Raw genomic sequence first — 18,245 nt, forward strand, 5'->3', positions numbered from 1 at the left:
ATGTGCATAACAAATCGCGACGGCGGGAGGAACAGGCAATGTCCGGCATCGATCGTAGAAGCTTAATGGTGATGTCGGTCCTCGGCGCCACGATGGGTCTCCGTGGCGCGGCGCAGGCTGCGCCGGCCGGTTATCCCGAGACCTATCAAAAAATCATCGATGATGCCCACAACGAAGGGAGCCTCCTGATCTATTCGATCATGTCGCCGGAAAACTGGCGGCCCGTGATCGAGGGCTTCAACAAGCTCTACCCGAAGATCAAGGTCGAGACCCTTGATCTTCCCGCCTCCCGCGAAAGCTTCGAGCGCTATCTGGCAGAGCGGAGCACCAACAGCCGCACCTGCGACCTCATCGCGACGGCCGATCCGGGCGGATGGATCGACTTCCAGGAACGCGGCGAAGTGCTCGATTATGCGTCTCCCGAAGCGAAGGCCTGGCCGGATTGGGCCAAGCCATTTCCCGGCATCTACACCGTCTCGTCCGACCCGATGGCGCTGATCTGGAACAACATGCTGGTGCCGGACGGCAAGCGGCCCAAGACGCTTGCCGAGTTCGTCGAACTCGCGGTCGCAAACGAGAAGGCCTGGCGCAACCGCATCACCAGTTACGGCGTGCATCAAACGACCTTCGGCTATGGCATCAGCTATGCCTTCGTAAAAAAACACGGCGAAAAGGCCTGGGACTGGTTTGCCCAGCTTGCCAAGCTTGCGCCTCGCTTCGAACGCTCCGGCGGACCGATGACCGAAAAGGTCACCTCGGGTGAATACGTCATGGGCTTTTTCGTGTCCGCTATCACGTTCTGGCCGCGCCTGAACGATCCGGCACGTGCCAAGATCCTCGGCTGGAGCTTCATCGGTGACGGTCAGCCGGTGGTGCTGCGCGGCATCGCCATTCCCAAGGGATCGAAGAACGCCAACGCCGCCAAGTTGATGCTCGACTACGTCATCTCCGAGGACGGACAGCGCGCATTCGGACGGGGCGGCCTGACGCCGGCGCGTCCCGGCGTGAAGCCGGGCGATGGAATCCGCCATACCTATTCGTCGATCGTGGAAGCCGTCGGCGAGCAGAACATCTGCTACATCGGCTACGATCGCGACGCGGTGCGCGACTACGACAGCTTCGTGGCGCGATGGAAAAAGACGTTCAATGTCGCTTGACGCAAGCACCGCGCTGGGGTCGTCGGTCACGGACAGTTTGCCGAAGCCGCTGCCCGGCCGCGACACCGTCATCCAATACGGCATGGCACTGCTGACCATTGTCCTGATCGCAGCGCCTCTCCTTCCCGTTCTCTATCAATCGTTCCTGGATCGTGCGCTCTACGATTCCGGCCAGCAGCTGACGCTGGGCAATTTCAGCCGCCTGCTTCGCACCGATGGCTTCGCGCTCGTCCTTTGGAATACGTTCGTCTTCGCCACCCTCACCACGTTGATCTCGCAGGTCCTCGGCACACTGGCAGCGGTGCTGTTCGGCCGCACCGACATGCCGTTTGCGCGGCTGTTCGGCGAGCTCTTCCTGTGGCCGGTCTATCTCTCGGCGCTGGTGCTGTCGTTCGGCTGGTACACCATCTACGGGCCGGCCGGCTATCTCACGCTCCTGTTTCAGTCGATCTTCGACGGCGCACCGTGGAACCTCTACTCCTTGCCGGGCATGGCGATGATTGCGGGCGTCTCGCAGGCGCCCGTGGCCTACATCTACTGCATGTCGTCGGCCTCGATCACGGATCCAACGCTGGAGGAAGCCGCGCGCGTCGCGGGCGCCGGCACCTTGAGGACCCTGTGGCGGATCACGCTGCCGCTGCTGATGCCGGCGATCGCCTACAGCGCCGTTTTGAATTTCACGGTGGGACTTGAACTGCTCGCGATTCCGCTGGTGTTCGGAGATCCCGCCGGCATCACAGTGCTCACCACGTTCCTCTACAACAACGGCGTGGCGTCGGCCCGCCCGGATCACGGGCTTGTGGCAACGGCGGCCGTGTTGATGCTTGCCGTCGTCTGCGTGCTGGTCTGGCTGCAAGGCCGCCTGCTCGGCAACACCCGGCGCTTCGTCACGCTCGGCGGCAAGGCCACCCGGCCGCGCCCGTTCCGCCTGAACAGCCTGCGCTGGCCGCTTTGCATCGTCTCGGCAATCTACATCATTGCAACGGTCGCGATGCCGATCGGCGCGCTGTTTCTGCGCGCCTTCACCAGCTTGTTGTCGCCGATGGTGCCGATCGGCGACGTGCTGACGCTCGACAACTTCGCCAACATGCTTGAATACCCGGTCTATCCGCGCTCGATCTGGAATTCGCTGATCGTCAGTTCGGTCGGCGGTGTGATCGCCACCGCGATGGTCGCCCTGATCGCCATCATCGCGCTGCGATCCGACTTCCGCTGGCGTGGCCCGTTGCACTACATCGCCCTGTTTCCCCGCGCTGTGCCGGGCGTCGTCGCCGGCATCGGATTCTTCTACGCGTTTGCGCTTGTTCCGGGCCTCGGGGGCCTTCGCAACACGATCTGGATTCTGGTCGCCGCCTTCACCATGCACTTTATTCCGGTGGGCCTCGGTGCGATCGCGCCGATGCTCTTGCAGATGAGCCCGGACTTCGATCGCGCGGCCCGCACGCAGGGCGCGGATTGGTGGACGACGAGCCGGCGTATCGTTCTGCCGTTGCTGCGGCCGGCTCTCGTTGCCTGCTTCATCATCCTCTTCATTACGTTCTTCAAGGAGTACACGACCGCGATCTTCCTGTTCGCACCCGGCAGCGAAGTGATCGGGACCACGCTGCTTCAAGCGTGGACGCAGGGCGAGGTCGGCCTGGTCTCCGCACTCGCCACCATCCAGATCCTCGTGATCGGCGTCTGTGTTACGGCGGCGCGCGCTTTTCTCGGAGTGAAGCTTTATGGCTGAGTTGCTGATCGAGAACCTCCACAAGCGGTTCGGTCCGGTCAAGGCGATCGACGACATCAATATCCAAGTTGCGGATGGCGAATTCGTCACGTTGCTGGGACCGTCGGGGTGCGGCAAGTCGACGACGCTCGGCGCCATTGCCGGACTGGATCAGCCGACGAGCGGACGCATCCGTGTCGGCAACAAAACCTATTTCGACGGCGAGAAAGGCATCTTCCTGCCGCCGGAAGCCCGCCATTGCGGACTCGTTTTCCAGAGCTATGCCTTGTGGCCGCATATGACGGTTTACGACAACGTCGTGTTTCCGCTCAGGCTGCGCAAGGTGTCGAGCGCCGATTGCAAGCGCCGCGTCGAGGAGAGCCTCGGGCTCGTCGAGATGGAAAGCTTTCAAGACCGCTATCCGCACCAGCTCTCGGGCGGCCAACAGCAGCGTGTCGCGCTGGCGCGAACATTGGTCTACCAGCCGGACATCCTCCTGCTCGACGAACCCCTGTCGAATCTCGATGCGAAGCTGCGCGACCGTGCCCGGACCTGGCTTGCCGAACTGCGCACGCGCCTTGGTCTGACCACCATCTACGTGACGCACGACCAAGTCGAAGCGCTGGCTCTGTCCGATCGCATCGTGGTCATGAATGGCGGCCGTATCAGCCAGATCGGATCCCCCAGGAGATCTACACGCGGCCGGCGGACAGTTTTGTGGCCGACTTCATAGGAACGACGAACTTCCTGAACGGCGACGTGGTCGGAGCGCCCGACGGCGAGGGACAGACGCTGGTCAGTCTTGCCGACGGGCAGCGCGTCCTGATCAAGTCCGACAAACGTCCCGCGCTGGGCGACAAGGTCACGTTTGCCTATCGCCCCGAGCAGATGCGCATGGCTGCAGCCAACGACCAGGCAATCGGAGGTTCGATCATCCAGGCGGACGTCGTCAGCCACTCCTATGTCGGCGGCCGTTGGCAAATCGGACTGAGCGTCGGAGGCGACCTGCTCCGCATCGAAACCCAGGAAGCAACGTCTGACCGCCAGTTGCGCCTGTGGCTGCCTGTCACCGGCGGCATCCTGTTTACAGAACGGAACCATGGCAAATCCCACTGAGGCCACCTCTCCCGAAAACGGACTGCATCGCGCCGATTACACGCCCGGTGTCCGCGGGCCGCTGACGGGGCTCCGCGTCATCGATCTTTCGAGACTGGTTGCGGGCAATCTCCTCACCCAGCATCTCGCCGACTTCGGCGCCGACGTCATCAAGGTCGAGCCGCGCGAAGGCGACACGCTGCGGGGTTGGCGCACCAAAGGCGTCGAGACGAACTGGAAGATTCATTCGCGCAACAAGCGCAGCATCTGCGTGGAGTTCCGCCACGACGAAGCGGTACCGCTGATCCGCAAGATGATTCCCGGCGCGGCGATGCTGATTGAAAGCTTCCGCCCCGGAACGCTCGAACAGATGGGGCTGTCCCCCGAGGAACTGCTGCGGCTCGAGCCAAAGCTCGTGATCGTTCGTATATCCGGGTGGGGGCAAACTGGTCCCTACCATCGCCGGCCCGGGTTCGGGACTTTGGTCGAGGGCTTTTCCGGCTTCGCCGAGATGAACGGTTTTCCGGACCGCGAGCCGGTGTTGCCGCCGATGTATCTGGCCGACGCCTTGTCCGGTCTCACCGGAGCATTCGCGGCGATGGCGGCGTTGCGGGAAGTCGAGATCAACGGCGGCAAGGGACAGGTGATCGATCTTCCTCTGCTCGATCCAATCGTCAACTCGCTCGGCCCACAGGCTGCGAATTATCGGCTGACCGGCGTGGTCAAGCCGCGCAGCGGCAGTCGCTCGAGCGGCTCGGTGCCGCGCAACGTCTATCGCACGCGCGACGGCGGTTGGGTTTGCCTGTCTGCTTCCACGCAAGGTATGGCGATGCGGGTGTTGCGTTCGATCGGCCGTCCGGAGCTTTGCGAGGATCCGCGGTTCAAGACCAATGAACAGAGGCTCGTGCACGTCGCCGAACTGGACAAGATCATCGGCGATTTCATTGCGACGCGGACGGTCGATGACAACGTGACCTTCTTTGAGGAGGCTGAAGTCACCATCGGTCCGGTCAACGACACCGTCCGATTGATGAACGACCCCCATGTGCAGGCGCGAGAACTGCTGGCCGACTACCCCGACGATGACATGGGGACGTTCCCGATGCACGCCGTCCCCGTACGCCTTTCCGAGACGCCCGGCAGCATCCGCACGCCGGCGCCACGCCTCGGACAGCACAGCCGTACCATCCTGGCCGAAGCAGGCCTCAGCCCCGACGATATCGATGCCGCCCTAGCCTCGGGCGTTGTGAAGGAAACCAGCACATGACAGCTCAGCGAAAATTCCCCGTCTGGCGCTCCGCACTGTTCGTACCCGCGAACGTCGAACGGTTCGTCGTCAAAGCCGTCGAGCGCGGTGCGGACGCACTGATCATCGATCTCGAGGACAGCGTGCCGCTGGCCGAAAAGGCGAACGCCCGCGCGCTGATCCCGGGCATCGTGAAGCGGTTTCGCGACACCGGAAATTCGGACGTCATGGTGCGGATCAACCAGCCTCTCGAACTGGCAGTGCCCGATCTGGAAGCGGCCGTGATCCCCGGCGTGGACGCCATCAAAATCACCAAGGTCGAAGGTGCCGAGCATCTGCGCCTGCTCGACGAGATGGTGACGCGATTGGAGATCGAGCGCGGACTTCCAGTCGGCAAGATCTGGTTCGTCGGCCTGATCGAGGCGCCGGGTCCGCTCTCCCGGGCCCATGACATCGCGCGATCGATTCCACGGCTGGCCGGCATTTCGCTGGGAGCGGAAGACTACGCCACCGCCATCGGCGCCAAACCGACGGAAGAAACCTTGTTGATGCCCAAGCAGCAAATTGTGCAAGCGGCGCGGGCCGCCGGGATCATGCCGCTCGGCACCATCGGCTCGGTGGCCGATTTCGCCGATCTGGACGGCTATACCAGGATCGTCAGGCGGTCGGCGGATTTCGGCTTTGTCGGCTCGGCCTGCATCCACCCGTCCCTGGTGCCGATCCTCAACGCAGGTTTCAGTCCATCGCCTCAGGAGGTGGCTGACGCTGAGCGCGTGGTCGCACTCAACAAGCAAGCGGCTGCAGAGGGGCGCGCATCTTTCGCCATCGACGGCAAGATGATCGACATCCCGATCGTTCAGCGTGCGGAAGCACTCCTCGAACGCGCGCAAGCGATCGATGCGCGTACGCATCGGTCTCGCTGACGACATTAGATGCCACCGTGACGACAACGATGCCTCAATACGCGCTCAGCAGATCGACCTTCGCATTTGCGAGCACCAGCCGCCGTGCAAGGATCGCGGCGAGATTGCGCATGATCTTCAGCGACGTCTCGGGATGCACCCGCCGGTAGTCGGCAAAGCTGTCGAGCGGCAGTTCGAGGCAGGTGACGGGTGTATCAGCGAACACATCCGCGCTGCGGCTTTGCTCCAGGATCGCCATCTCGCCGAACGCCATGCCGGGACCAAGGGACGCCAGCCGCACGCCGCTCCGCAGCTTGACGCTGACCATGCCGCTCTGGAGGAAGAACAGCGAATTGGCGGGCTCGCCGGCGGCGATGATGCGCTGGCCGGCGGCGTAACGGCGGGTGGTCGACAGACCGACGATGGCAGTGATCTCGTCCGTGTCGAGCTCGGCCAGCAGCGCCTGCTCGCCGAGATGCGCACTCTCCTTGACGTCGGTGAAGCCGCCGAAGCGGTAGATCACCTGGTCCTCGGCCCATTCGATGGCATCGTCGAGCAGCGCGAAGCGCCGCAGCCGGCGCGGGTCGGCCGTCCGCGCCGAGATCGCCGCCCACACCGCCGAGGTCTCCTCGAAGCCCGACAGGATCGTGGTGACGCCGGCATTGCCGAGCGCGGTGAGAGTCTCGCCCAGCAGCTCCGCGCCGGCCGCCGTGATATCGGGGACGCGGCGGAAATCGATGATCAGGAGCGGCGCATTCGGCGGCTCGCTGGCGAGCCTTCGCGTGACGTAGTCGATGGTGCCGAAGTTCATCGCGCCGACCAGCTCGAGCACGCGGATGTCGCTGTGGCGCTCGTCGAGGATCTGCTGCTCTCGCGGCTGGCGGCTGCGGCGCGACGAGATGCCGTAGATGTCGTAGTCCGCCATGATGCTGGAGCGGACGTCGGCATTCCGGTTCAGCATATGCAGGTCGAACCGGGCCGACAGCGCCTCGCAGACCTTCAGGCCGCGCGCGCTGTTGAAGTGGTTGTCGAGCAGCGGCGAGAAGGTGCCAAGCCCGAGCTGCGAGGGCAGCGCCGCGACGATACCGCCGCCGACGCCGCTCTTGGCGGGAATGCCGACCCGGTAGGTCCACTCGCCGGCATAGTCGTACATGCCCGAGCTCGTCATCACCGACAGCGTGCGCGCGACGACGTGCGGCGTGATCACCTGCACGCCCGTCACCGGATTGATGCCGCGATTGGCGAGCGTGGCCGCCATGATCGCGAGGTCGCGCGCGGTGACGAGGATCGCGCACTGGCGGAAATAGACGTCGAGCACGGCATCGACGTCGTCAGGCAGCACCGCGTAGTTCCGCAGCAGCCAGGCGATGGCGCGATTGCGGTTGCCGGTCGCGGTCTCCGAGGCATGCACGGCCTCGTCGACGCCGAGCTCGCGGCCGGCGAACTGGCTGAGCTTTGAGCGGACGCGCTCGAAGGCGCCCGTCCCGTCCACCTCATAGATCAGGCCCGAGCAGGCGATTGCCCCGGCATTGACCATCGGGTTGAAGGGCCGGTTGTCGTTGGTAAGCCGGATCGAATTGAAGGCCTCGCCGCTCGGCTCGACGCCGATGGTGGCCGCGACCCGGGCCTCGCCCACCATCTCCAGCGCCAGTGCGAAGACGAAGGCCTTCGAGACCGACTGGATCGTGAACGGCACCGCGCTGTCGCCGACCTCGTAGACATGGCCGTCGATGGTGACGAGCGCGATGCCGAAATGGTCGGGGTTGGCGCGCTTCAGCTCGGGAATGTAATCGGCGAGCTCGCCGGAATTGTCGGCGCGGAATTCCTCGTGGCAATCGGTCAGGAAACGCCGCAGCGGCGGCTTGGTCGGATATCCGGTGGATCGCAGCCCGCTGGCTGGGCTGGGCGAACGGCTGGTCTGGGCGTCCACGATCTCGCACCTCGATTTGCCCAAAATCAAAGCAATCCTTGTGCCATGTATACCGCAGGGCGCCGTGGCACGATGCCACGAAGACGATTGCAGCCGCAGCTGGAGGCCGCGACGGCCGGTCGAATTGGTCGTGTCGCCGGCGCGTCAGGCCACCGCACGCACCTTGCTGATGAAGCCGTCGACCTCCGAGGTCAGCGAGGTCGACTGCCCCGAAAGGTTGGCGGCGGCCTTCAGCACGCTGGATGCCGCGCGACCGGTCTCGTTCGCGGCAGACGACACCGTTGCGATGTTGCGCGTCACGGTCGAGGTCGCCTCCGCCGTGTGCTGCACGGTGTTTGCGATCTCGGCGGTCGCCTTGTTCTGCTCCTCGATGGCGGCAGCGATGACGCGGTTGATGCTGGAGACTTCCTCGATGGTCTTGACGATGCCGTCGATCGCCGAGACCGCCTTCTGTGTCGCGCCCTGGATTTCCGTGATCTGGGCGCTGATCTCCTCGGTGGCTTTCGCGGTCTGCGAGGCGAGGTTCTTCACCTCGCTCGCCACGACCGCAAAGCCCCTTCCGGATTCGCCGGCGCGCGCCGCTTCGATGGTTGCGTTCAGCGCCAGCAGGTTGGTCTGACCGGCGATCGATGTGATGAGGCCGATGACCTCGCCGATGCGACCGGCACCGTCGGCAAGCGCGCGCATCGTGCTGTCGGTCTCCTTGACGGTGACGACCGCCTGCTCCGTGGCGCGAGTGGCCTGCTCGACCTGGCGGTTGATCTCGCGGATCGAGGCGTTGAGCTCCTCCGCCGCAGCCGCGACGGTCTGCACGCCGCCGCCGACCTGGTCGGCAAGCGTCGAGGCCGAGCCGGCCTGGGTCTGGGCTTCGGCCGCGGTGCCCGACATCGAGCGCGCCGTCGTCTCCAGTTCGCCCGTGGCGCTCGACAGCGCCTGCACCATCTGGCCGATCCGGCCCTCGAACTGCCGCACGAGGCCGGACAATTCGGACGCGCGCTTCTCCTTGTCGGCGCGCTCGGCGGCCTGGTCGCCGGACAGGCGTTCGGCGTTGATCATGGCCTCCTTGAACACCTGAAGGGCCGCGGCCATGCGGCCGATCTCGTCGTTGCGGTCGAGGCCCGGCACCTCGCCGGCGAAATCATGCGCGGCAAAGCGGGTCATCACGCCGGTGATCGCGGTCAACGGCCGCGTGACGCGGTTGCGCATCAGCATCAGTCCGCCGACGGTCAGCGCGAGCGAAGCCGGCATCAGCAGGCCGAACAGGATCAGGCTGAAGCGGGCGCGCGAGGCGCCCTCCTCGGCCCGCGAGATCATATTGGCGAGCGCGGTCTGCGTGACGATGACGACATTGTTGGCGCCGACCAGCTGGCGATCGCGGTAATCGATGCCGGCGACGCCGGCGGATTCACCGGCGAGCAGCTTGGTCGCAATCGCGTTGCGCTCGTCACTGAGCGCGCCCGAGATTTCCGGCTCGGCGTTGCGGATCGCCTGCAGCAGCTCGGGCGAGGCGATCTCCGGGCCGAGGTCGCGCACCACCAGCCAGGACTGCTGGATGCGGCCGCGCAGGTCGGCGAACAGAACGCCATCGGCTGCGGTCCAGGTCTTGTTGGCGAGGATCGAGGAGAACTGGACGAGAATGGTCTGGCCGGCATTGGCGCGGGCCTGCCAGGAGGCCTGCTTGGCGATCAGGAGACGATCGACCACGGGGTCGATCAGCGTCATCGCGTTGTCGACATGGGCGGTGACGTCGCCGATCGCATCCATATAGGCATCGCTGATTTTCGCCCAGCTCGGCGTCAGGCTGGCTTCACGCGCCCCCTTCTCCTGCTTCAAAGCGATGATCGCGCGCGGCCGCAGCTCCTCGAGCTGGGCCCAGATGCCGCGGAGCTTGTCGAGCTTGTCGGCAAGACCGGGTGCTTGGACGGCGGCGAGGCTCTGCAAGGCCTGCGCGTAATTCTTCTGCACGGTAGCCCGCTGCCCGGCGAGGCTGGTCATGACGCTGTCGGGCGCGGGTGCGGCCGCCGCCAGATAGCTCAGCGTGTCGCCGCGCTCCAGGCGAAAGATCACCAGCGTGCTGGTCAGGTCGCGGCTTGCGACAGCGAGCGAGACGATGCGGTTGCTGTCCGAATAACGGGTGACCGCCAGCTTCAGCGCGTAGGCGCAGATGACGATGAGGACGAGACCGAGAGACCCAACCACCGCCCCGAGGATACGGGCGACCGAACGCTGCTTTTGCATCGACAGATCCACAGATGTTGCCGCCGGTTAGCGATTCCCGGCAATCTACGGAGCGAACGGTGAGATTTGACTTAAGATTGAAAGGAAATGGCGACCATTCGTCCACGGGAAAATACGGAGACGTCGGTAACGAAATACTATCGTCAGGCCCGCGCGTCCGACGGTGCCCTCTGCTTGAGCAGCCGCGCGCAGACAAGGCCCAGCACAACCATGATCGCCGCGCTTGCGAGCAGCGTCGGTATCTTGCCGCCATGCTGAAGGCCGAAGCCATAGGCGAGTGGGCCGACGGTTTGCCCCATGAAGAAAAAGAACGAGTGCAGCGACATCGCCGTCGCCCGTGCCCCGATCGACAGCTCACTGGCGAACACCTGCAAGCAGCCATGGATCATGTAGAAGCCCCAGCCCATCGCCAGCATGCTGGCGAATTGCAGCTTCCAGCCCGGACCGAATGCGAGCGCACCGAGCTGCAATGCCACGAGGCAGCCGCCAGCGATCATCATTCCCTTGACGCCAAGCCGCGGCAGCATGCGCGAGACGGTGAAGGTGTAGAGCAACCCGCCGACCGCAAAACCCGCGATTACGATCCCCGCGATCGACAGCGATTTCTCGCCGAGATCAAACAGGAAGGCTGCGATGAAGGGGAACAGGCCGAACACGCAGCAGCCCTCCACGAACACGGCCGAATAGCAGAAGCGCGTGTTGGGATTGGCGAAGATGGTGCGGTAGCCCTGCCTCAGGGTCTTCAGGTCGGTCTTGGGCGGCGCCGTCAGCGCGGCACCGCGAAAGCCCGCCGCGACTGCGACGGCCGCAATCAGGCCGAGCGCGCCGAGGATGACGAGCACGCCACGCCAGCCGATGAGATCGCCAATGATTCCGCTGGCAGATGCACCGAGCAGATTGCCCGTCATCGAGCCCGCCATCGTGCGCCCGATCGCGACCTGTCGCTTGGCAGGCGCGACAAGGTCGGCCGTCAGGCCGAGCGCGACGGGAAACACACCGCCGGAGGCGATGCCGGCCAGGATGCGGGTCGCGAACAGGCCCGAGAACGAAGTAGCGAGTGCACCCATGATGCAGGCGACGCCGAGCAGTGCCAGACATGCCGTCATCAACCGCGCCTTGCCGAACAGATCGGCGGCGGCTCCGATCGCGGGCTGAACCAGCGCGTAGATCAAGGCGAAGCCGGCCGCGATGCTCGCGGCCGTCGTGATGCTGATCGAAAAATCCTCCGCGACATGCGGCAGGACCGGATCGAGCGCCCGTGTCGACAACGCCGCCGAGAAGCCGGCGAGCGCAATGATATTGATCGCGGGCGGAAACTTCTGCTCGGAGGACGGCCTGATCACAGGCTGCTGCATCAGCGCGTGGTGCCCTTCGGCATACTCTTGGCCAGCGCGTCGAACGCCATCAGGTTGCGGATCAGCGCTTCGAACTCGCGCAGCGACACCATGTTGGGGCCGTCCGAGGGCGCGTGATCGGGATCCGGATGGGTCTCGATGAACACGCCGGCAACCCCAACCGCGACGGCCGCGCGTGCCAGCACCGGCACGAATTCACGCTCGCCGCCCGACGAGGTCCCCTTCCCGCCCGGCTGCTGCACCGAATGGGTGGCATCGAAGATCACGGGCGCGCCGGTGGTGCGCGCCAGGATCGGCAGCGCGCGCATGTCCGAAACAAGCGTGTTGTAGCCGAAGGATGCGCCGCGCTCGGTGACGAGCACGTTGGGATTGTTCGCGCTGGTGATCTTGGCCACGACATTCGCCATGTCCCAGGGCGCGAGGAACTGCCCCTTCTTGACGTTGACGACCTTGCCGGTCGCGGCCGCAGCCAGCAGCAGATCAGTCTGCCGGCACAGGAAGGCCGGGATCTGCAGGACGTCCACCGCCTGCGCCACCTCGGCGCACTGCGCGGCATCGTGCACGTCGGTCAGCACCGGCAGGCCGAGCGAGGAACGGATCTCGGCGAAGATCGGCAGCGACTGCGCAAGGCCGAGGCCGCGCGCAGCGGATGCGCTGGTGCGGTTGGCCTTGTCGAACGAGGTCTTGTAGACGAGCCCGACCTTCAACCGCGCAGCGATCTCCTTCAGCGCGGAGGCCACCTCCAGCGCGTGCTGGCGGCTTTCGAGCTGGCAGGGTCCTGCGATGATCGAGATCGGCAGATCATTGCCGAATTTGACCGTGCCAATGGTGACGACCGGCGCCGCCGATGCTGGAGAGCTCAAGGCAATTCCCTCGTTTCGCCGCGACCATAGCTGCGGCGAGAGGCGGATCAACCCCATTCGGCCGGGGCTGTCAGAATATCAGGGTTGCGCCGGGGGCCCCCGGCGCGCCCTGTGCCAATGGCCGCTACTTGACCGACGAGAAGGCGGTCGGCGTCAGAATCTGGCTGACGATGTTGGCGACGATCTGGCCGTCCGCTTCGCTCTCGGCTCGGGCCTTCATCCAATCCGGGTCGGTCATGAACTTGCCCCACTTCGCTTCGCGATCGGCGAGCGAGTCCCAGGCGAGGAAATAGGTCAGCTCCTGGTTGGATTCACCGATCAGCGTGGTGAAGAAGCCGGCCTGCTTGATGCCGTGCTTTTCCCACAGCTTGAGCGTCACCGTCTCGAAACGGTTCAACAGCGCCGGCAGGCGACCGGGCACACAATGGTAGACGCGCATTTCGTAGATCATCGAAATCTAACTCCCTGGCTCTTTGCTCTTGCGGCGGAGCGTTGTCGCAACAAATGACGTACGCGTCAAAGGCACGCCGCGCCTCCTAGACGAGGCGGGACTGCACCACCGCTGCCTGGATGAAGGACGCAAACAGCGGGTGCGGCTCGAAAGGGCGCGACTTCAGCTCGGGGTGGAACTGGACGCCGATGAACCAGGGGTGATCCTCGTACTCGACGATTTCAGGCAGCACGCCGTCGGGCGACAGGCCTGAGAACTTCAGCCCGTGCTGCTCGAGGCGGTCCTTGTAGGCGGTATTGACCTCGTAGCGGTGGCGGTGACGCTCGGAAATCTCGGTCGCGTCGCCATAGACCTGCGAGACGCGGCTGCCGCGGCTCAGCGCCGCGGGATACGCACCGAGGCGCATCGTGCCGCCGAGATCGCCGGCCTTCGAGCGCTTCTCGAGCTCGTTGCCGCGGAGCCATTCCGTCATCAGGCCGACCAGGGGCTCCTTGGTCGGGCCGAATTCGGTAGAGTTGGCCTCCTCGATGCCGACGAGATTTCGCGCGGCCTCGATCACCGCCATCTGCATGCCGAAGCAGATGCCGAAATACGGCACGTCGCGCTCGCGGGCGAATTGCGCCGCACGGATCTTGCCTTCCGCGCCGCGTTGGCCGAAGCCGCCGGGCACCAGGATGCCGTTGACATGCTCGAGGAACGGCGCGGGATCTTCCTTCTCGAAGATCTCGCTCTCGATCCAGTCGAGATTGACCTTCACCTTGTTGGCGATGCCACCGTGCGAGAGCGCCTCGATCAGCGACTTGTACGCATCCTTCATGCCGGTGTACTTGCCGACGATGGCGATGGTGACGTCGCCCTCGGGATTGCGAATGCGCTCGTTGATCTGCTGCCAGCTCTTGAGCACCGGCGGTATGCGCGCTTCGATGCCGAAGGCGGCGAGCACTTCGTCATCAAGGCCTGCCACGTGATAGGCTTCAGGCACCGCGTAGATGCTGTCGGCATCGCGCGCCTCGATCACGGCGCTTTCGCGCACGTTGCAGAACAGCCCCAGCTTGCGCCGCTCTTCCTTTGGAATCTCGCGATCGGTGCGGCAAAGCAGGATGTCCGGCTGGATGCCGATCGAGCGCAGTTCCTTCACCGAGTGCTGCGTCGGCTTCGTCTTCAGCTCGCCGGCGCTCGGAATGTATGGCAGCAGCGTGAGATGGATGTAGATGGCGTGATCGCGCGGCAGCTCGTTCTTGAGCTGGCGGATCGCCTCGAAGAACGGCAGGCCCTCGATGTCGCCGACGGTGCCGCCGATCTCGACCAGCACGAAATCGTAATCGTCATTGCCGGAGAGGACGAACTCCTTGATGGCGTTCGTGACGTGCGGAACCACCTGAATGGTCGCGCCGAGATAATCGCCGCGGCGCTCCTTGGAGATGATGTCCTGGTAGATGCGCCCCGTGGTGATGTTGTCCTGCTTGGTCGCAGGCCGCCCGGTGAAGCGCTCGTAGTGACCGAGATCGAGATCGGTCTCCGCGCCGTCATCGGTCACGAACACTTCGCCGTGCTGATACGGCGACATCGTTCCGGGATCGAGGTTGAGATAGGGGTCGAGCTTGCGGAGGCGGACCTTGTAGCCCCGGGCCTGCAGCAGGGCACCGAGTGCCGCTGAAGCCAAACCCTTGCCGAGCGAAGAAACCACGCCGCCGGTGATGAATATGTACCGCGCCATGGGGCTTAACCTCTAATCCCTCGAATTCGATTCGCCAAAGCGATTCGTATTCCGCCCGAAAGATTCTGCGGGCCTGTGGGTGAGCCAGAACTAAGAATGGTGACAGTGCCTTGATGGGGATTGTTGATGCAGGACGGTAGCGGTCGCCCTGCATGGCCCCCCAGCTTTATTGCGAACGCGGCACCTGCGGGCCGCTCGGTGCCGGGGCCTGCTGCTGCTCATCCGCCTTCTTCAGCGAATCGAGGATGCCGCCAGAGGTCGGCGGCGCAATCGGCCCGCCACCGGCCGGCTGGGTCTGCGACGCAGGCGCGCCGATGATCGACGTCGGCGCGCGGCTATACCCTGCGTGCCAGGACAGGAACAGGCTGGTCAGGAAGAAGCCAGCCGCCAGGATCGCAGTGGTCCGCGTCAAAAGGTTCGCAGTGCCGCGGCTCGACATGAAGCCTGCGCCTCCGCCCATGCCGAGGCCGCCGCCTTCCGACTTCTGGAGCAGGACGGCGCCGATCATGACGGCGACGATCATGAGGTGGATGACGATGACAACAGTCTGCATAGTGCCCTTCCGTCACAAGCGGGCGGCGCCTGACGTCGGCCGATCGCGCTTCGCGGGTTTTCCTGAAGTTGCGCGGTGTTACACGATCGGAAACGGCATTGCCACCCCCGATCGGCCGACACCACGCTTCGAATAACCAGCGGTTTGAATTAGCTAGGGGCAGCCCTTCGCAATCGCAAGGAAATCGGCCGCCTTCAGGCTGGCGCCACCGACCAGAGCGCCGTTGACGTTCTTGACCGCCATCAGTTCGGCCGCATTCGAGGGCTTGACCGAGCCGCCATAAAGGATCCGCATCCTGGCGCCGTCGGCCTTGAACCGGGAGGTCAGGAACTCCCGGATAAAGCCATGAATTTGCTCAACATCCCGGGCCGTGGGGGTCAGACCCGTGCCGATCGCCCAGACCGGCTCATAGGCCACGACCAGGTTGGCGGCGGTCGAGCCGTCCGGTAGCGAGCCGTCGAGCTGGCCGCGCAGAATGTCCAGGGTCTGGCCGGCATCGCGCTGGCCCTGGGTCTCGCCGATGCAGACGATCGCGGTGACCCCGGCGCGCCAGGCCGCCTCGGCCTTCTGCCTGACCAGGGCGTCGCCCTCGCCATGGTCGGCGCGGCGCTCGGAATGGCCGACGATGATGGCGGTCGCTCCCGCATCCGCCAGCATTTCGGCTGAGATATCGCCGGTATGTGCGCCGGAGGCCTTGGGATGGCAATCCTGGGCGCCCACCGAGACCATCTTGCCGCGTGCCTTGTCGGCGAAGGCCGCGATCAGGGTCGCAGGCGGGCAGACCAGGAGATCCGCCTTGCCGGCGACGTCTGCCGCTCCGTTGAGCATGGCGTCGAATTCGGCAAGCGCGCTCTTCAGGCCGTTCATTTTCCAGTTGCCGGCAATCAGCGGTCGGACGGCGTCGGTCATGTCAATTTCCAGCAAAATGAGGTTTGTGGATGCGCTAGCAGAGGTCCTGACACAGTTAAAGAGACCCGGGGCCTTTCACCGCACCATGAAGCAACCACGGGCCCGAGGTTGCGGGGGGAAAGCCGCCACTTTATGATGATCGATCAATTTGGTGACGCGCTTTTGCGGAATCTGCATTAAGACGCGCTCCCGTTCCCCTTCCTGCCAAACAAGTTGGACCAAATGCTTCGAGGAATGCGCAAGGCCTCATCAAACTGGCTCGGCAAGACCATCATGGCCATCGTGATGGGCGTGTTGATCATCAGTTTCGGCGTATGGGGCATCGCCGACATCTTCAAGGGCTTCGGGCAGTCCACCGTGGCCAAGGTGGGCGGCACCGAGATTTCGCTGAATGAGTTCCGCCAGATCTACACCGACCGACTGCAACAGATCAGCCGCCAGGTCGGCCGTCCGCTGACGCCCGACCAAGCCCGTGCCTTCGGCCTCGACCGTCAGGTGCTCCAGCAGACCATCGCCGAAGCCGCGCTCGATGAAGAAGCGCGCCGGCTCGGGCTCGGCCAGTCCGACGACCAGATCCGCCAGTTCATCATGAGCGACCCCAACTTCAAGGGTGTCGACGGCAAATTCGACGCGAACCGCTTCCAGGCGGTGATCCGCAATTTCGGCTACACCGAGCAGCGCTACGTTTCCGAGCAGCGGAAGGTGTCGTTGCGCCGCCAGATCACCGGCACCATCGGCGCCGGCCTGGAGCCGCCGAAGGCCATGCTGGACGTGCTGACACGCTTCCAGAACGAGCAGCGCGCGATCGAGTTCGTCAAGCTCGACGCCGCGCAGGCAGGTGCCATCGACGCGCCCTCGCCCGAGGCGCTCGCCGCATATTTCGAGGATCACAAGGTCCAGTTCCGCGCGCCCGAATACCGCAAGATCTCCTTCGTCGTGGTCTCGCCGGAAGAGATCGGCAAATGGAGCGACGTTTCCGACGAGGACGCCAAGAAGGTGTTCGAGCAGCGCAAGGACCGGCTCGGCACGCCGGAGAAGCGCCAAATCCAGCAACTCGTGTTTCCCACCCTCGCCGAGGCGCAGACCGCGCGCGAGCGTCTCGCCGGCGGAATGTCGTTCGAGGACCTCGGCAAGGAGCGCGGGCTCAACGCCTCGGACGTCGACCTCGGGCTCGTGACCAAGTCCTCGCTCGACGCGACGGTCGGGAATGCCGCCTTCGCGCTGCCCGCGGGTGAGATCAGCCAGCCGATCCAGGGGCCCTTGGGTACCTCGATCGTCAAGGTCGACAAGATCGAGCCGGGCAAGGAGGCGGACTACGCCAGCCTCGCCAACGACATCAAGCGCGAGCTCGCCACTGAGCGGGCGCGCGTCAAGGTCGCGGATCTCCGCGACAAGATGGAGGACGAGCGCGGCGGCGGCTCCAGCGTGATCGACGCGGCGCAGAAGCTCGGCCTCACCGCCGTGACCGTCGATGCCGTCGATCGCTCCGGCCGCGCCCCGGACGGCCAGCCGGTCGCCAGCATCCCGCAGGGGCTCGACGTGGTGTCACAGGCCTTCAACAGCGACGTCGGCGTCGACAACGACTCGATCTCGTTCAAGGGCGGCTATGTCTGGTACGACGTGCTCGCCATCACGCCCTCGCGCGATCGCAACCTCGACGAGGTCCGCGACCAGGTCGAGGCGCGCTGGCGCCAGGATCAGATCGCAGCCAAGCTGAAGGCCAAGGCGGCCGAGATGGTGCAGAAGCTCGAACAGGGCGGCAAGCTCGCCGAAGAAGCCGCAGCGGTTGGCGCCAAGGTCGAGACCGCCAGCGGCTTCAAGCGTGACGACTCGCCCGCCGGCGTGCCCGCGACCGTCGTGTCGGCCGCGTTCCGCACCGCCAAGGACGGCGTTGGACAGACCGCGGCGGGCAGCGGCGAAGTCGTCGTCTTCCGCGTCACCGACATCGTCGATCCCTCCGTCGACGCCGCATCCGACGCGGTGAAGAAGCTGAAGGACAGTCTCGACCGCGCGCTCACCGACGAGCAGGTCGCTTCCTATGTCAACAAGCTTCAAACCGACATCGGGACCACCATTAATCAGGCCGCCTTCGCGCAGGTGACCGGCGCGAACCAGTGAGTT

At 64.8% G+C, this 18,245-nt stretch carries 15 protein-coding genes; 7 read left to right on the plus strand and 8 right to left on the minus strand.

From position 1 onward, the window contains the following. The first annotated feature begins 71 nt into the window (after positions 1-71). Genes ACQ86E_RS32735 through ACQ86E_RS32760 form a run of 6 tightly spaced genes read left to right on the plus strand, consistent with a single transcriptional unit; the run spans position 72 to position 6,129 of the window. Positions 72-1,157: an ABC transporter substrate-binding protein gene (locus ACQ86E_RS32735; RefSeq protein ID WP_431203462.1), complete on the plus strand. Its 1,086-nt coding sequence runs from the start codon at positions 72-74 to the stop codon at positions 1,155-1,157. Then, the gene (locus ACQ86E_RS32740; RefSeq protein ID WP_431203463.1) at positions 1,147-2,886 is read left to right on the plus strand and encodes an ABC transporter permease; all 1,740 of its coding nucleotides are present in this window, start codon (positions 1,147-1,149) and stop codon (positions 2,884-2,886) included. Before ACQ86E_RS32735 ends, ACQ86E_RS32740 begins: the two co-directional genes overlap by 11 nt. Next, positions 2,879-3,598 (plus strand): ABC transporter ATP-binding protein, encoded by a 720-nt coding sequence (locus ACQ86E_RS32745; protein WP_431203464.1) that lies wholly within the window; start codon positions 2,879-2,881, stop codon positions 3,596-3,598. Before ACQ86E_RS32740 ends, ACQ86E_RS32745 begins: the two co-directional genes overlap by 8 nt. Further along, the gene (locus ACQ86E_RS32750; RefSeq protein WP_431203465.1) at positions 3,583-3,981 is read left to right on the plus strand and encodes a hypothetical protein; all 399 of its coding nucleotides are present in this window, start codon (positions 3,583-3,585) and stop codon (positions 3,979-3,981) included. Before ACQ86E_RS32745 ends, ACQ86E_RS32750 begins: the two co-directional genes overlap by 16 nt. Further along, entirely contained in the window at positions 3,965-5,227 is a 1,263-nt protein-coding gene (locus ACQ86E_RS32755) for a CaiB/BaiF CoA transferase family protein (RefSeq protein WP_431203466.1), read from the plus strand. Before ACQ86E_RS32750 ends, ACQ86E_RS32755 begins: the two co-directional genes overlap by 17 nt. Further along, positions 5,224-6,129: an HpcH/HpaI aldolase/citrate lyase family protein gene (locus tag ACQ86E_RS32760; protein WP_431203467.1), complete on the plus strand. Its 906-nt coding sequence runs from the start codon at positions 5,224-5,226 to the stop codon at positions 6,127-6,129. Before ACQ86E_RS32755 ends, ACQ86E_RS32760 begins: the two co-directional genes overlap by 4 nt. A gap of 34 nt (positions 6,130-6,163) precedes the next feature. Here the strand turns inward: ACQ86E_RS32760 and glsA are convergent, their stop codons facing one another. The 8 genes from glsA to tpiA form a co-directional block, all read right to left on the minus strand. Beyond that, positions 6,164-8,038, minus strand: a complete 1,875-nt coding sequence (gene glsA, locus ACQ86E_RS32765) for a glutaminase A (protein ID WP_431203468.1) — start codon at positions 8,036-8,038, stop codon at positions 6,164-6,166. 144 nt (positions 8,039-8,182) lie between these two features. Further along, on the minus strand, positions 8,183-10,276 hold the full coding sequence (locus tag ACQ86E_RS32770) for a methyl-accepting chemotaxis protein (protein WP_431203469.1): 2,094 nt from the start codon (positions 10,274-10,276) through the stop codon (positions 8,183-8,185). Positions 10,277-10,419: 143 nt separating this feature from the next. Continuing rightward, positions 10,420-11,631 carry an MFS transporter gene (locus ACQ86E_RS32775; protein ID WP_431203470.1) on the minus strand — a complete coding sequence of 404 codons (1,212 nt, stop codon included), beginning with the start codon at positions 11,629-11,631 and terminating at the stop codon, positions 10,420-10,422. Beyond that, positions 11,631-12,494, minus strand: a complete 864-nt coding sequence (gene kdsA, locus ACQ86E_RS32780) for a 3-deoxy-8-phosphooctulonate synthase (protein ID WP_431203471.1) — start codon at positions 12,492-12,494, stop codon at positions 11,631-11,633. The genes ACQ86E_RS32775 and kdsA overlap by 1 nt, the downstream gene beginning before the upstream one ends. A gap of 124 nt (positions 12,495-12,618) precedes the next feature. After that, positions 12,619-12,945, minus strand: a complete 327-nt coding sequence (locus tag ACQ86E_RS32785) for an NIPSNAP family protein (RefSeq protein WP_431203472.1) — start codon at positions 12,943-12,945, stop codon at positions 12,619-12,621. Between the two features lie 85 nt (positions 12,946-13,030). Then, positions 13,031-14,662 (minus strand): CTP synthase, encoded by a 1,632-nt coding sequence (locus tag ACQ86E_RS32790; protein WP_431203473.1) that lies wholly within the window; start codon positions 14,660-14,662, stop codon positions 13,031-13,033. A 166-nt stretch (positions 14,663-14,828) separates the two neighbouring features. Then, entirely contained in the window at positions 14,829-15,215 is a 387-nt protein-coding gene (gene secG, locus ACQ86E_RS32795; protein ID WP_431203474.1) for a preprotein translocase subunit SecG, read from the minus strand. 153 nt (positions 15,216-15,368) lie between these two features. After that, positions 15,369-16,124 carry a triose-phosphate isomerase gene (tpiA, locus tag ACQ86E_RS32800; protein WP_431203475.1) on the minus strand — a complete coding sequence of 252 codons (756 nt, stop codon included), beginning with the start codon at positions 16,122-16,124 and terminating at the stop codon, positions 15,369-15,371. 222 nt (positions 16,125-16,346) lie between these two features. Between tpiA and ACQ86E_RS32805 the strand changes: the two genes are divergently transcribed. Beyond that, positions 16,347-18,242, plus strand: a complete 1,896-nt coding sequence (locus tag ACQ86E_RS32805) for a SurA N-terminal domain-containing protein (protein WP_431203476.1) — start codon at positions 16,347-16,349, stop codon at positions 18,240-18,242. The last annotated feature ends 3 nt before the right edge of the window (positions 18,243-18,245 follow it).

It is taken from the genome of Bradyrhizobium betae, assembly GCF_050632175.1.
Taxonomy (GTDB): Bacteria; Pseudomonadota; Alphaproteobacteria; order Rhizobiales; family Xanthobacteraceae; genus Bradyrhizobium; species Bradyrhizobium betae_B.

Excerpts from the sequence above, each read along its gene's own strand:
- secG (WP_431203474.1), bottom strand. The coding sequence starts at position 15,215 with ATGCAGACTGTTGTCATCGTCATCCACCTCATGATCGTCGCCGTCATG.
- ACQ86E_RS32805 (WP_431203476.1), top strand. The coding sequence starts at position 16,347 with ATGCTTCGAGGAATGCGCAAGGCCTCATCAAACTGGCTCGGCAAGACC.
- ACQ86E_RS32740 (WP_431203463.1), top strand. The coding sequence starts at position 1,147 with ATGTCGCTTGACGCAAGCACCGCGCTGGGGTCGTCGGTCACGGACAGT.
- ACQ86E_RS32785 (WP_431203472.1), bottom strand. The coding sequence starts at position 12,945 with ATGATCTACGAAATGCGCGTCTACCATTGTGTGCCCGGTCGCCTGCCG.
- ACQ86E_RS32790 (WP_431203473.1), bottom strand. The coding sequence starts at position 14,662 with ATGGCGCGGTACATATTCATCACCGGCGGCGTGGTTTCTTCGCTCGGC.
- ACQ86E_RS32770 (WP_431203469.1), bottom strand. The coding sequence starts at position 10,276 with ATGCAAAAGCAGCGTTCGGTCGCCCGTATCCTCGGGGCGGTGGTTGGG.
- tpiA (WP_431203475.1), bottom strand. The coding sequence starts at position 16,124 with ATGACCGACGCCGTCCGACCGCTGATTGCCGGCAACTGGAAAATGAAC.
- ACQ86E_RS32735 (WP_431203462.1), top strand. The coding sequence starts at position 72 with ATGTCGGTCCTCGGCGCCACGATGGGTCTCCGTGGCGCGGCGCAGGCT.
- ACQ86E_RS32775 (WP_431203470.1), bottom strand. The coding sequence starts at position 11,631 with ATGCAGCAGCCTGTGATCAGGCCGTCCTCCGAGCAGAAGTTTCCGCCC.
- ACQ86E_RS32755 (WP_431203466.1), top strand. The coding sequence starts at position 3,965 with ATGGCAAATCCCACTGAGGCCACCTCTCCCGAAAACGGACTGCATCGC.
- ACQ86E_RS32745 (WP_431203464.1), top strand. The coding sequence starts at position 2,879 with ATGGCTGAGTTGCTGATCGAGAACCTCCACAAGCGGTTCGGTCCGGTC.
- ACQ86E_RS32760 (WP_431203467.1), top strand. The coding sequence starts at position 5,224 with ATGACAGCTCAGCGAAAATTCCCCGTCTGGCGCTCCGCACTGTTCGTA.